The organism is Psychrobacter nivimaris (assembly GCF_043419765.1).
Classification (GTDB): domain Bacteria; phylum Pseudomonadota; class Gammaproteobacteria; order Pseudomonadales; family Moraxellaceae; genus Psychrobacter.
This window is the reverse complement of sequence record NZ_JBHOFX010000002.1, coordinates 527,118-541,134: the sequence shown is the minus strand read 5'-3', so window position 1 is coordinate 541,134 and position 14,017 is coordinate 527,118. Positions and strand designations below refer to the sequence as shown.

Annotated in this window: 13 protein-coding genes; 9 read left to right on the top strand and 4 right to left on the bottom strand. The window is 43.2% G+C overall.

Annotation, left to right across the window (positions count from 1 at the left end; all coding sequences use genetic code 11):
• Positions 1-14: 14 nt before the first annotated feature.
• Positions 15-416, top strand: a complete 402-nt coding sequence (locus tag ACHEVO_RS05595) for a hypothetical protein (RefSeq protein ID WP_394124237.1) — start codon at positions 15-17, stop codon at positions 414-416.
• 95 nt (positions 417-511) lie between these two features.
• On the opposite strand, the gene metG is transcribed toward ACHEVO_RS05595, so the two are convergent.
• Together metG and ACHEVO_RS05585 are read right to left on the bottom strand one after the other, a co-directional pair.
• On the bottom strand, positions 512-2,605 hold the full coding sequence (metG, locus tag ACHEVO_RS05590; RefSeq protein ID WP_394124236.1) for a methionine--tRNA ligase: 2,094 nt from the start codon (positions 2,603-2,605) through the stop codon (positions 512-514).
• Positions 2,606-2,965: 360 nt separating this feature from the next.
• Entirely contained in the window at positions 2,966-4,381 is a 1,416-nt protein-coding gene (locus tag ACHEVO_RS05585) for a GntP family permease (protein WP_394124235.1), read from the bottom strand.
• Positions 4,382-4,790: 409 nt separating this feature from the next.
• On the opposite strand from ACHEVO_RS05585, the gene ACHEVO_RS05580 reads away from it, so the two are divergent.
• The 8 genes from ACHEVO_RS05580 to dcd all read left to right on the top strand — a co-directional run bounded on the left by ACHEVO_RS05580 (position 4,791) and on the right by dcd (position 12,651).
• Positions 4,791-6,131, top strand: a complete 1,341-nt coding sequence (locus ACHEVO_RS05580; protein ID WP_394124234.1) for a short-chain fatty acid transporter — start codon at positions 4,791-4,793, stop codon at positions 6,129-6,131.
• A gap of 267 nt (positions 6,132-6,398) precedes the next feature.
• A complete protein-coding gene (locus ACHEVO_RS05575) occupies positions 6,399-7,112 on the top strand; it encodes a CoA transferase subunit A (protein ID WP_057759287.1) in 714 nt (237 codons plus the stop codon).
• 142 nt (positions 7,113-7,254) lie between these two features.
• Complete coding sequence (locus tag ACHEVO_RS05570; protein WP_165597057.1) at positions 7,255-7,884, top strand: 3-oxoacid CoA-transferase subunit B; 630 nt, start codon at positions 7,255-7,257, stop codon at positions 7,882-7,884.
• A 141-nt stretch (positions 7,885-8,025) separates the two neighbouring features.
• Positions 8,026-8,826 carry a 3-hydroxybutyrate dehydrogenase gene (locus ACHEVO_RS05565; RefSeq protein ID WP_296207954.1) on the top strand — a complete coding sequence of 267 codons (801 nt, stop codon included), beginning with the start codon at positions 8,026-8,028 and terminating at the stop codon, positions 8,824-8,826.
• Between the two features lie 196 nt (positions 8,827-9,022).
• The gene (apbC, locus tag ACHEVO_RS05560) at positions 9,023-10,246 is read left to right on the top strand and encodes an iron-sulfur cluster carrier protein ApbC (RefSeq protein WP_394124233.1); all 1,224 of its coding nucleotides are present in this window, start codon (positions 9,023-9,025) and stop codon (positions 10,244-10,246) included.
• 64 nt (positions 10,247-10,310) lie between these two features.
• The gene (locus ACHEVO_RS05555; RefSeq protein ID WP_394124232.1) at positions 10,311-10,748 is read left to right on the top strand and encodes a hypothetical protein; all 438 of its coding nucleotides are present in this window, start codon (positions 10,311-10,313) and stop codon (positions 10,746-10,748) included.
• A 12-nt stretch (positions 10,749-10,760) separates the two neighbouring features.
• Positions 10,761-11,921: a DUF2804 domain-containing protein gene (locus tag ACHEVO_RS05550; RefSeq protein ID WP_394124231.1), complete on the top strand. Its 1,161-nt coding sequence runs from the start codon at positions 10,761-10,763 to the stop codon at positions 11,919-11,921.
• Positions 11,922-12,075: 154 nt separating this feature from the next.
• Entirely contained in the window at positions 12,076-12,651 is a 576-nt protein-coding gene (gene dcd, locus ACHEVO_RS05545) for a dCTP deaminase (protein WP_058024138.1), read from the top strand.
• Positions 12,652-12,800: 149 nt separating this feature from the next.
• Here dcd and ACHEVO_RS05540 read toward each other — a convergent pair whose 3' ends face one another.
• Together ACHEVO_RS05540 and ACHEVO_RS05535 are read right to left on the bottom strand one after the other, a co-directional pair.
• Complete coding sequence (locus tag ACHEVO_RS05540; protein WP_102078541.1) at positions 12,801-13,238, bottom strand: ClpXP protease specificity-enhancing factor; 438 nt, start codon at positions 13,236-13,238, stop codon at positions 12,801-12,803.
• A gap of 132 nt (positions 13,239-13,370) precedes the next feature.
• A complete protein-coding gene (locus ACHEVO_RS05535) occupies positions 13,371-13,985 on the bottom strand; it encodes a glutathione S-transferase N-terminal domain-containing protein (protein ID WP_394124230.1) in 615 nt (204 codons plus the stop codon).
• Between the last annotated feature and the right edge of the window lie 32 nt (positions 13,986-14,017).

Sequence of the window (14,017 nt, the reverse complement as noted above, 5' to 3'; positions counted from 1 at the left end):
TTAAGGATAATATTATGAACACTGCTAACCTTAAATTATTAACCATCGCTGGTATCACTGCTACTTCTTTGATTGGATTGCCTGCTATGGCAAAAGATGGTCATGGAAACGGGCACGGTAATGGACATGGTAATAGCAAAAGTAACTCTGCCCATGTCAGTAAAAACTATAAGCATAATGGCAACGCCCACCCAAGTATCAACGCTTATCGCAATGCTAGCCCGAATGCCTCATTTAAGCGTGATCTTGATAGATACGGTTATAGAGTAGTCGGTAAGATTGATAGAAGGGATTATGACCGCTCTGTCGTTTTAGACCGTTATGATGACCGTTACGTTCGTATTCGTACGCCAGAAAATAACATTGTGACGGTGATTAATGACACGTTGCAGATTATCGATATTTTGAGCAGATAAATATAAGGCTTGATTTTTAGTCATCTGCTAAATCAGTCATAAAAAAAGATGCCACTTAGGGCATCTTTTTTTATTTTTAATCCTAAAAATAACAGCTAAGCCAATACATCACCAACAACACAAGCATCTGGCAAGGTAACGACAGTTAAGCCGGTCTTTGGCTCGCCAGTTGACAATACCATGCCTTCTGATATGCCAAATTTCATCTTACGCGGAGCAAGGTTGGTCACGCAAATGACTTTCTTATTAATCAATTGCTCAGGCTCATAGAACTTACGAATACCGCTAAACACGTTGCGTGGTTTGTCTTCGCCAACATCTAGCGTGAACTGTAGTAGTTTATCAGCACCTTCGACATGATTACACTCTAAAACGTGTGCGACTTTCATCTCAACTTTGGCAAAGTCTTCGATACCAATGTAGTCAGTCTGCTCGGCATCTGAATTTGTTACAGGTGCTTTTTCGTTTGCGGCAGGCTTGCTACTTTCAGTCGCGGCAGGCGCGTCTGCCTGAGTTAATGATGCTTTAGAATCTTCTACCATTGCTTCAATATCTTTTTCTTCGATACGTTGCATGAGTGGTTTGAACTTATTGATTTTATGACCTAGTAACCACTCATTACGACTGGCAAAACTGAGATCATCAAGGTTCAAAAACTCTTTGGCATTATTAGTCAGTTCAGGTAGTACTGGCGCAAGATAAACCATCAATTGACGGAAAATATTAATAGCTACCGAGCAGACGTCTTGAACTTCTTGCTCAGTACCCTCCAACTTCGCGAGTGACCATGGTTTTTTGGCATCGATATATTCGTTGGCTTTGTCCGCACATTGCATGATTAAACGCATAGCACGCGAGAATTCACGATTCTCATAAGCAGCAGCAATCTCATCGCCCGTTTTGGTGATGTCTTCTAACAGCTCTGACTCGACGCAAACTTCTGAAAGCATGCCGTCGTATTTCTTAACCAAGAATCCTGCACTACGACTGGCAATATTGACGACTTTACCAACCAAGTCAGAGTTGACCTTTTGCATAAAGTCTTCTAAATCTAAGTTGATGTCTTCAACTTTGTCAGACAGTTTACTGGCGAAATAATAACGCAGGTATTCAGGATGTAAGTGCTCAGCATACGTCTCGGCCTTGATAAAAGTACCGCGTGACTTACTCATTTTTTCGCCATTGACCATCAAGAAGCCATGGGCAAAAACACCAGTCGGTGTACGGTATTCGCTACCAGCTAGCATAGCTGGCCAAAACAAGGCATGGAAGTAAACAATGTCTTTACCGATGAAGTGATAAACCTCGGTTTTATGCTCGTTTTCTTGTGCCCAATAACGGTCAAAATCAAGTGCTTGGTCTGTGCCTGCACGCTTATCACATAGGTTTTTAAAGCTCGCCATGTAGCCAACTGGCGCATCTAGCCACACATAAAAGTATTTGTCTGGCTCATCGCTTGGGGTGTCTGGAATTTGGAAGCCGAAGTAGGGCGCATCGCGTGAGATATCCCAGCTGGCAAGTCCTGCCTCAAACCATTCTTGCAATTTATTAGCCACTGACGTTTGCAAACGGTTGTCACTGCGCGTCCAGTCCTGTAAGAACTGCTCAAACTCTGGCAAATCAAAGAAATAATGCTTAGAGGTTTTGAGTACAGGCGTTGCATCAGACAATGTTGAGTGCGGGTCTTTTAGATCCGTTGCATCGTAAGTGGTGCCACATACTTCACAGTTATCGCCGTACTGGTCTGGTGAATCACACTCTGGACAAGTACCTTTGACAAAGCGATCCGCTAGAAATAATTGCTTTTCAGGATCAAACAGCTGCTCGACATCCTTTGTGCTGATATGCCCAGCATCATTGAGACGACGATAAATCAGCTCAGAGAACTGTTTGTTTTCTTCTGAATGAGTGCTGTGGTAGTTATCAAAGTTGATAAGGAACTTTGAAAAATCCGCTTCATGTGAAGCTTTAACTGAGGCAATTTGCTCTTCTGGTGTTACGCCATTGGCTTCTGCTTTGAGCATGATTGCCGTACCGTGTGCATCATCCGCGCAGACATAGGTGACCTGATGGCCTTGCGCTTTCATCGCACGTACCCAAATGTCAGTCTGAATATATTCTACAAGATGCCCCAAATGGATATAGCCATTGGCGTAGGGCAGCGCACTGGTTACTAGAATCTCACGCACAAAATCACCTATATTTTTATATAAACGGGTTAGTTATCGAACATCCCAAGCGGTTCATCGCTCATCGATGCGACATCGTTAATGCTAAAAACTTCTAAAAATAATAAAAATTCAAAAAGTGTGCCTATGATACCGTAAATCAAATAAATTTGTGATATTCCTTGGTAATTACTTCTCATTTGGCAGGCATTTATCAACCACAAACAATAGCCTTGCATTGAATTTGGTCATTATAGAATGGTTATCAATCAACCATGAAAAAACCCACCAAGCAGTATGCCGAGTGGGTTTGTAATTTATCTATTATTCGCTTAGATACCAGTAGTGAGTCATAATAAATGGCTAAGCGACTAAGCTAGCTTAGAATGAACCAAACATCGTACCTAAGATAATCACAGCGACCACAGCGACCAATGGAATGACCATCGTAACCATCGCCAAGTTTAAATAAGACTGCTTATGGGTCAGACCACAAATCGCTAGCAAGGTGATGACAGCGCCACTGTGCGGAAGCGTATCAAGTCCACCTGCCGCCATGACGGCTACGCGGTGCATTAGCTCAGGATCGATACCGGCATTGACTGCCATTCTGAGATAGTCTTCACCCAATGTCGACAGCGCAATACTCAAACCGCCAGACGATGAACCTGTGATACCAGCAAGCGTAGTCATAGCGACCGCTTCTGAGATCAGAGGGTTGTCAGGGTTTAAGTTCAGGATGCTATCACGAATGATCAGGAAGCCTGCTAGTGAGGCGATAACTGCACCGTAACCCACTTCTGATGCGGTATTAAAAATCGGCAACATAGAATCATAAGTACCACGGTTAATGGTTTTTTGTAGGTTATTCCAATGTCCGATACGCAGCAAAATTAATACCACACAAGCCACGACCAACGAGATAATAATTGACCATAACCCAAGTGAGCCTGCGATATTTAAGTCTGGAAATTGAGTTTGTAGACTGCTGAAATCTATCGATGGGAATACCACATAGGTCAATAGAGCGTTCAAGCCAATGACCAATACAAGTGGAATCATCGCAATGGTAAAAGAAGTATGGTGAGTGTTTAATACCTCAGCTTCTTTTGCCGTTGCGCCAACACCGCCTACATCTTCTTCGTCATGCTGACCATAACCTTCGCCCGCTGCATTGGCTTTTCTGGCGCGTGACTGGAGCCACATCCAACCACAAACAAACATGATCGTACCACCGATGATACCCAAAATAGGTGCGGCAAATACGTTGGTGTTGTAGTAAGGAATTGGAATAGCATTCTGAATGGCTGGCGTGCCTGGCAGTGCAGTCATCGTAAATGTAAATGACCCTAAAGCAATCGCTGCTGGAATCAAACGTTTTGGGATATCTGCCGCTCTAAACAAGTCTTTGGCGATTGGATAGATAGCAAAAGCCACAACGAACAACGATACGCCGCCATAGGTCAAAATAGCACAGACCAAAATTACCGCAAGGATAGCTTTGCTAGCACCGAGCTTTTCGACGACCGTATTGGCAATGGCAGTTGCTGCGCCAGAGTCTGCCATTAGGCGTCCAAATAGTGCGCCTAGCAAGAATATCGGGAAGAATTTGAGTAAGAATCCACTCAACGCGCCCATAAAGACATCGGTATAAGCGGGAATGGTGCTTAAGAAGTCACCTGACAGTAAGACTGCTAATGTCGCCATAATCGGTGCTAGGATCAACACAGAATAACCGCGATAAGCAAAGAACATGAGTAATAATAGGGTAATGACAATAGCAAGTGTACTAAACATGACGGCCCTCCTTGGCAAAAAAATAAGGCAGCGAGTATGCCGTGCTTGTCGATATAGGTCAATAAAATTAATCAAAATAAGCCTATTCGGTCTGTTTTATCAAACATAAATCTAGACTTATAGACTGCTAAGCATTAATATCTCGACAATTTAACTCCTGCACAGCGTTGACTCACATGCGCTGATGGTTATTTTCTAGTCGCTACGAAAATAATATGTTAAGTTAGCACAAGTGTTTCACGCATGATATAGCGAGATAGAATGTATTGTTATGAACGCCAATGTAAAATATAATGCTTGCCCTTTATCAGATGTAGTGGCAGTAACCGCACTCAACTCTGATAAGCGTTTAACAAAGCGCTAATAACAACTCTCAAAACCGAACATCAAATTTACAAGGAATGTGAATATGTTTAGTGCCATCACTAATATGAGTGTGCAGTTAGTCAATCGCTATCTACCATCCCCATTCGTATTTTCGATCGTTTTAACCCTTATCGCGTTTGCTGTAGGACTGGCTACTACTGGCCAGGACATGATTGCTATGGCAGGGCACTGGGGCAATGGACTGTGGTCACTGCATAGCTTTGCCATGCAAATGGCGTTGGTCCTAGTAACCGGTTATGCCTTTGCTAGCGCACCATTCATTCAGCGTTTATTGGACAATCTCGCTAGTAGAGTCCACTCTCCTACGACCGCCATTATCGTATCAACCTTAGTTGGACTGGTTGGTTCATGGATAAACTGGGGTTTTGGTTTAATCATCGGGGCAATCTTTGCAAAGGCACTGGCCAGAAAAGTGGCTAACGTCGACTATCCGCTATTGGTCGCTGCCGCCTATTCAGGCTTTGTAATTTGGCATGGTGGCTTTTCAGGTTCGATACCGCTGACACTTAGCTCGGGCGGTGATACGCTACTGACGCTGTCAGGCAATACCATGACCGAAGCAGTACCTTTATCGCAGACGGTATTTGCAGGCTACAACATGCTGCTAGTAGGTTTGCTTATCGTTATTTTGCCACTCGTCAATCGCTTTATGCATCCTAAAAACCCTACGGTTATTGATCCTAAGCTGATCAAAGAAGAGATCTACGTCGCGCCCCAAAGAGACACGCCTGCACAAAAGCTAGATGATAGCCGTATTATCGCTGTCATCTTATTGGCCTTAGCACTGATGTACTATATCAGCGAGTTTGGTAGTAACGGTTTTAACCTAGGGCTAAACATTGTCATTGGGCTATTCTTGTTCATAGGTTTGCTATCGCATGGCACGCTAGAGCGTTATTATCGTGCTGTACACTCAGGGATAGGTGGCATCACGGGTATTGTGCTATTGTTCCCGTTCTACGGTGGCATCATGGGCATCATGACCGGTGCCAATGCGGATGGTATCTCTATCAGTACGCAAGTGACCGAGTTTTTTGTCAATTCAGCTTCTGCAGACAGCTTTCCGATTTTTGCATTTTTAAGTGCTGGCTTGGTCAACGTCTTTGTACCATCGGGCGGTGGACAGTTTGCGGTACAAGGCCCTGTTATGATTCCTGCTGGTATTGAGCTAGGTGTTAGTCCAGCCATTACTGCGATGGCGATTGCATGGGGTGATGCGTGGACCAACATGATTCAACCGTTTTGGGCCTTGCCATTACTGGGTATCGCAGGTTTGGATGCGCGAGCCATTATGGGATATTGCCTGATCGTACTGGCAGTATCGGGTGCTATTATCATGAGCGTGTTTTGGCTATTGGTATAGTCATTTCACTATAAAAGTATTACTGCGTTAACCTCGCTTGAAGTATTAGATATACATCTACACTCGGTTGCCTTGTACTATTTTTAAATTGAATTGACTATATGGCGTTATAACGCTCAAAAGAAAAATAAGCATGATGAATTTTCACTGTTAGGTTTTATTAAAAGCAACAATCAAACGGATAATTGAGACACTTAATTCAGCATTAGGGCATGTCCTAATATATGCACGGATTAAAAATATAAATAACAGTCATAGGAGACAAGCATGAGTCAGTCAAAAGTATATAACAGTGCCGAAGAAGCGCTAAAAGGCGTCGTCAGTGACGGGCAAACGCTCGCGATTGGTGGATTCGGTCTATGCGGTATTCCAGAAGCATTAATCGAAGCGCTGCGTGATAGCAAAGTTAAAGAGCTTACTTGTATCAGTAATAACGCTGGTGTCGATGACTTCGGTCTAGGGCTATTGCTACAGACGCGCCAAATCAAAAAAATGATTTCATCTTATGTGGGCGAGAACAAAGAGTTTGAGCGCCAGTATTTGGCAGGCGAGTTAGAAGTTGAGTTGACGCCACAAGGAACCTTGGCTGAAAAATTGCGTTCAGGTGGTGCAGGTATCCCTGCGTTTTATACCGCAACAGGTGTAGGTACTCTGGTCGCTGAAGGCAAAGAGACTCGTGACTTTGATGGTCGTACTTATGTGCTAGAGCATTCCTTACGCGCTGATGTCGCTCTAATTAAAGCGCAAAAAGCTGACAAAGCGGGCAACCTAATATTTAACAAAACCGCTCGTAACTTTAACCCAGACTGCGCGATGGCCGGTAAAATCACGATCGTTGAAGTCGAAGAAATCGTCGAAACAGGTACGTTTGATCCAGATGAAGTGCATCTACCGGGTATTTTTGTTCAACGTATTGTATTGAATGCTAGCCCTGAAAAACGTATCGAAAAAACCACGACTAAAGCTGTAGAAGGCGCGTAAATAAAAACGTGGTCGGAGCTTAATCATACGTGAAATCAACAGTTAATTTTAGATGGATAATAGTTTAGACAGCCAATTGATTAAATAACTGGCTGTCTAAATGAATAAAAATAGAATATCGTAAAAAAATAAGGAAATCAGCATGGCATGGACAAGAGAGCAAATGGCGCAACGCGCTGCAAAAGAGCTACAAGATGGCTACTATGTGAACCTAGGCATCGGTCTACCAACGTTGGTCGCCAACTACATTCCTGAAGGCGTGGACGTATGGCTACAATCAGAGAATGGCTTGCTAGGTATTGGTGAGTTCCCTACAGCAGAAAACGTAGATGCGGACTTGATTAATGCGGGCAAGCAAACAGTAACCGCAGAAGCTGGTGCTAGCTATTTTAGTAGCTCAGAGTCTTTTTCAATGATTCGTGGCGGTCATGTCAACTTGGCAATATTGGGTGCAATGGAAGTCTCAGAAAAAGGCGACCTTGCCAACTGGATGATTCCCAAGAAGATGGTTAAAGGCATGGGCGGGGCGATGGATTTGGTCGCAGGTGTGCAGCGTGTGATTGTATTGATGGAGCAGGTCAATAAACATGGTGAACCAAAAATTCTAGCCAATTGCGAGCTACCATTGACAGGAAAAGGCGTGGTTGATCGTATCATCACCGAGCTTGCTGTATTAGACGTTACTGATAATGGCCTAAAGCTGGTTGAGTTAGCAGATGGTGTGAGCTTTGACGAACTACAAGAAAAAACGCCAGTAAGTATTATTCAGTAAACTCTGTACAGTAAAGTGACTGTCGTAAGATTAATATGTTTTATCCCGCAAATAAATACGCCACTATGATTATAGTGGCGTATTTGTTCAGTTCAATTTTATAAAAACTAATAATATTTTAGACCATGATAAGGAATATGTATGGCGACCCAATTAGAACAAGATTTGACAGGCAAAGTAGCATTAGTCACTGGCTCTGCAAGTGGTATCGGACGTGACATCGCTGAAACTTATGCAAAAGCAGGCGCAGCGGTTGGTATTGCTGATATCAATCTCGAAGCGGCACAAAAAACCGTTGATGCTATTGAAGCTGCTGGTGGACGTGCTATAGCAATTGCCATGGATGTTACCTCAGAAGATGCAGTAAACGATGGTGTACAACAGCTAGTTGATACTTTTGGTAGTATTGATATTTTGGTTTCTAATGCTGGTATTCAGATCATCGACCCTATTGATAAAATGGCGTTTAGCGATTGGAAGAAAATGCTTAATATCCACTTAGATGGCGCTTTTTTGACCACGAAAGCAGCGATTAAGCACATGTATAAAGGTGATAAGGGCGGCACAGTTATTTATATGGGCTCTGCGCACTCGCATGAGGCATCATTATATAAAGCCCCTTATGTAACCGCGAAGCACGGACTACTAGGGCTGTGCCGTGTGTTGGCCAAAGAAGGTGCAGCGCATAAGGTACGCTCGCATGTGATTTGTCCAGGGTTTGTCAAAACGCCATTGGTAGAAAAACAAATCCCAGAGCAAGCAGCTGAAAAAGGCATCAGTGAAGAGTCGGTTATTAACGATATCATGTTGGTCAATACCGTAGATAAAGAATTTACGACAGTAGAAGATATTGCCCAATTGGCGCTATTTTTAGCGGCCTTCCCAACCAATGTATTCACTGGACAATCTATCGTGGCCAGTCATGGTTGGTTTATGAATTAATATATATACAATTTGCATATACCACAACGTCAGACCTACTGGCGTTGTGGTTTTTTTATGAGTCCAATTCAGCTACACTGTCACGATAGAAGGTTTGGCAAATGTACTTATTAACGCTATCGGTTGCGAGGTATGCAATGAGACGGCTTGAGCAATTTGCCAGATCTACCCACTTGTATAGGCCATAATAGTAGCTATGTTTAACTTTATGAAGAAAAAAACCACAAAAACCGAAACGCCTCAGCAGCAGGCAGAGCGTGATAGTGCCGTCGACAAAGTCCTACTTGGATATGAAATAGGTGCTGTCAGTATTGCCACGATGGTCACAGGGCTTGAGCGTGATGGCGAAGCACTTACCTTAGACCTACGTTTGCCAAAAGATAGCAATCCTGAAGTTATCCAGCAGGAGCTTGGACAGTTGCTACATCTGCATGGTATTACCACGATTCATATGAATGTGCGTCTGCCTGCGCCAGAAAAAGGTTCAGGCTCGAGCTTACCAAAGCAGATGCCAAAGACAACCAATGCGATGGAATCTCAGTCTTCATCTGGCGCTGATAACAATGCTAGTAACACTAACGCTGAGCCACCGATTACAAAAGCGGCACCTACCCAAGCATCGTTGGCAGCGCATCCTCGTATCCGTCATATTATTGTCGTGGCATCAGGTAAGGGCGGTGTTGGCAAATCAACCACCACGGTCAATATCGCACTAGCACTACAGAAGCTTGGCAATCGTGTTGGTGTACTGGATGCAGATATCTATGGTCCTAGTATGCCAACGATGTTGGGCGTTGCTGATGTGAAGCCGCAACTAGAAAACGAGCAGTTCGTGCCAGTTGATGCGCATGGTATGGCAATGCTCTCTATCGGTAGTTTGCTTGATGGAGATAATACCCCGGTTGCATGGCGTGGACCAAAAGCCACGGGTGCATTGATGCAGCTATATAATCAAACCAACTGGCCGCAGCTAGACTATCTAGTGATTGATATGCCACCAGGTACGGGTGATATACAGCTGACATTGGCGCAGCGTATTCCAGTCACGGGTGCTGTCATTGTCACGACACCGCAGCATGTTGCCTTGCTCGATGCGCAAAAAGGCGTTGAGATGTTCAATAAAACCAACATTCCTGTGCTTGGTGTGGTTGAAAATATGGCGCTACACACTTGTAGCAACTGTAACCACACTGAAGCGATCTTTGGTACGGGTGGCGGTGAGTTTATCGCTGAGCAGTATCAGGTACCGCTATTGGGTCAGCTACCGCTTGCCAGTGGCATTCGTGCACAAGTGGATAAAGGTGAGCCAAGCGTATTGGCTGATGATGAGTTTGCACAATATTACCTAGATATTGCCAAAAACATCGAAACCAATATCAATAAATTTGCAAAGCCTGTCGATGATAAGCGGATTTTTTGATGATGGAGAAGTAGCCTAAGCTGGCGACTTTTAAAGTGAATGTATTGTCTAAAAAGAGGATATCTTGAACTTATCTATTTATCAAAGCCATTTAGACAATACTCCCAAGCAGTATAGAGTCTTACGATTATTTCGCCCACCGATATACATCATTGAACTCTCAAACAATCAGTTGATTGCCGTTTGCTACTATAAAGATGGCAGTAGCAAACGCTATCAGATTAATGCTGACTTTAGCAATCGCCGAATGGTAATTGCCGATTTTAACAAATTCGCAAAGGCTCTCGCTGAGCTGTTAAAAAAGTTTCCAAGACACTTTTTATGGATGAGTGCGCTTGCATCAATCAATGTTACAGAAACACTAGCAGATGGATTAACCAATATTGAAGTTAAGGTGATAACTGAAGCGTTTTTTGTGGGTTCTGTACAGGCAAAAAGAAGAATTTTACATAGCACCGTGAGCTATCAAGGACAGATAGTACCTTTAGAAAAATTTGGCTAGGATGCCGATATCATGAATAAAAGCCACGACAAACCGTATACTGCCGCCAAATTAAAACTGGCAAATCTCGAATATCTTATCCAAAATGGTCAGCCTGTTTTTGGTGTTTTCTCCCAAGTCAAAAGCATCAATTATCTGGATTATTACAGTCATCTTATTTCGCAAAAGTCCTTACCTAATTGGCGTAAAGAACTAAAAGCCAACCAGTTCTGCTTCATTCAGATACTCCAGCCCCCTTATCGAGTGTGCCTCGCGCTCGCAACGATTAAGCTTGCGACTATTGCTTTCGTTTACATTTATAATGAGGATACTCAGCAGCTGGAAGTCTGTGAGGCGCTACAGCCTTTGACGCATCATACGCACTTAGATGGTGATGGTTATCAAGGGCAGATGGCATTTACACATACAAAGCTCAGCGTCACCTTGGATTTTAGTCCTGCTCAGATGACTATTGCGCTCGACAGTCAGTATGTTGCAATCACGGCAGCGTTAGCACGAAGCGCACAACCGTTAGCCATATGTACGCCGACTGGTAGGCGTGGCTGGACGTTTACGCAAAAAGAGCCGTTGACCGCACTATCTGGGCATTTACTTATTAAAACCAAGTCAAAGTTTCATACTGATGCTCCTGACGCTCAACCTCAAAAAATAACTTTCACCGATGCCACTATTGCCAATCTAGATTGGACGCTCGGCTATATGCGTCATGAGACCAATTGGTTTTGGAGCTGTATCACTAGCTATTTGTCAGATGGCCGTCGCTTTTTGCTCAATCTGTCTATGGGTGTCAATGAGACAGGAGCCAGTGAAAATGCTTGCTGGCTTGATGGGCAGATATTCTATTTACCACCCGTTATGTTTGCTCGTGAGGGTTCAAATATTCGATCAAGTCAGCCAGACAGTCTTAAGCCAAGTATAGAAGGTATAGAAACTGACGCTAGCGCCACAAAGCCGTGGCGTATTTATCATCAAAATCTAGGGTGGAGCAATGTCGATATTGATTTGAGCTTCACACCGATTACCGTCTATAAAAAGACTGATAATTTTGGTGTGATAGCCAGTATCTTTGAGCAATGGATAGGTTTTTATAGTGGTGAAATTCGAATAAGAGATGAAGTTATTAGGCTTGATAATGTCATGGGGCTCGCAGAAGATCATTTTGCTAAATGGTAGCTTCTGAGATATAACATGGGGGTAAATGAGATTATTGGCTGTATTCAGTTTTAAGTAGCCGCTCCTCTATAAATTCAGTTATCAATTCCGTATAATCGTCGCTATCAAAATACTGTTATCATAACCGCTATTAAATATTTGCTAAGGAACAACAATGTCTATCAAGTCTGACCGCTGGATTCGTAAAATGGCCGAAGAGCACGGCATGATTGAGCCATACGAGCCAGGTCAAGTACGCTTTAATGATGCAGGCGAGCGTTTGGTTAGCTACGGCACCTCAAGCTACGGTTATGATGTGCGCTGTGCTCCTGAATTTAAAGTTTTTACCAACGTACATTCAGTGGTCGTTGATCCTAAAAACTTCGATGATAAAAGCTTTATCGATATTGTTGGTGATGAGTGCATTATTCCACCTAATTCGTTTGCTTTAGCTCGTACTATGGAGTATTTCCGTATTCCGCGTGATGTATTGACTATTTGCCTAGGTAAGTCGACTTACGCGCGCTGTGGTATTATCGTCAACGTAACGCCGCTTGAGCCAGAGTGGGAAGGGCACGTCACTTTAGAATTTAGTAATACCACCAATCTGCCAGCCCGTATCTATGCTGGCGAAGGCGTTGCGCAAATGCTGTTCTTCCAAAGCGATGCTGATGATGTCTGCGAGACCAGTTATAAAGATCGCGGTGGCAAATACCAAGGTCAACGTGGCGTGACACTGCCAAGAACCTAGTCAGTAAGCGTCCGTTTAAAAGCTTATCAGTTATAGAAAGTTAATAAGCCTTTAAATAGTTAATAAAAAAGCTAGTCATATTAAATATGGCTAGCTTTTTTATTGTGTTAAATAAAACTGGTCTAAGGTTCTATTTATTTCAAGACTTTCTACTTTAAGACCTTTAAACCCGCTTTATTATCGCGCTTTGGTTTAGGTGCTTTGGCAGGACTGTTGTTAGACATTGGTGCTGAATCGTCTTCTGGCTGATAGTTATCATATTCTTTTGGATCAAAGAACATCCCTTGCGAATTCTCTTTAGCATAAATCCCCATCACCGCAGTAAGTGGCACCCAAATCTCTTGTGAGACGCCGCCAAAGCGCGCACTAAAATGAATATAGTCATTTTCCATGCTCATGTTACCAGTAGCACGGCTAGCGATATTTAATACAATGCGACCGTCTTGCACATGCTCGGTTGGTATTTGCACATTGTCAGCAGTGGCATCGACCATCAAATATGGTGTCAGAGCGTTGTCTTCTATCCATTGATATAGTGCGCGTACCATATAAGGGCGGGTAGGTGTAATAGAGGTGGTTTCGCTCATCTAATGATTTCCTATACTAATAATTTTTAATAATGAAAAATATCTCGTTCAGCAATTTATCAAATGACAAATGCTAATTAACGTTTATCTTATTTATACTTTATTTTAGGACAGCTTTTGATACTTGTCTAATCAACACACGCTTTTTTGGAAGCTACTGCGCTCAAACACTCTTGTTTGGTATTCAAACAATGGACGGCTAATGGCACGTGGCAGCTCAATACCCATCTCGTCTAATCGCCATAATAGTGGTGCTAATAACACGTCACACCAGCCAAACTCATCAGCCATAAAATAAGGCTTATGAGCGAACAGCGGTGACAGAGTAATCAACGAATCACTAAGCTGTTTTTTGGCAACGGCAGCCTGTGCTTTATTAAAGCTATCTGGATGCGTCAGCAGACGCTTGCCAAGTACTAACCAATCACGCTGAATGCGCCAAGCCAATTGGCGAAATTGTGCACGCTCTTGCGGTGTCTCAGGGAGCAGTTTATTTGTATGATAGCGCTCTTCAAGATACTCAAAAATGACGTTAATCTCATAAAGCGCAATCTCACGCTGCTGTAATACAGGCAAGGTATGATAGGGGTTTAGCTCAGTCAAATCTTCAGGGCGCTCAGAATGTAAGCGAGACAAATAGTAAGCGAGCTTTTTTTCTTCAAGTAATAGGCGTACCACATGACTGTCGTAGCCGTCATCAGCATACAAAATTAGCTGACTACTTGGAATGTCATTCGCATCAATCATGAAAGCCTAATGTTAATAGTGAAGGTTGTCAT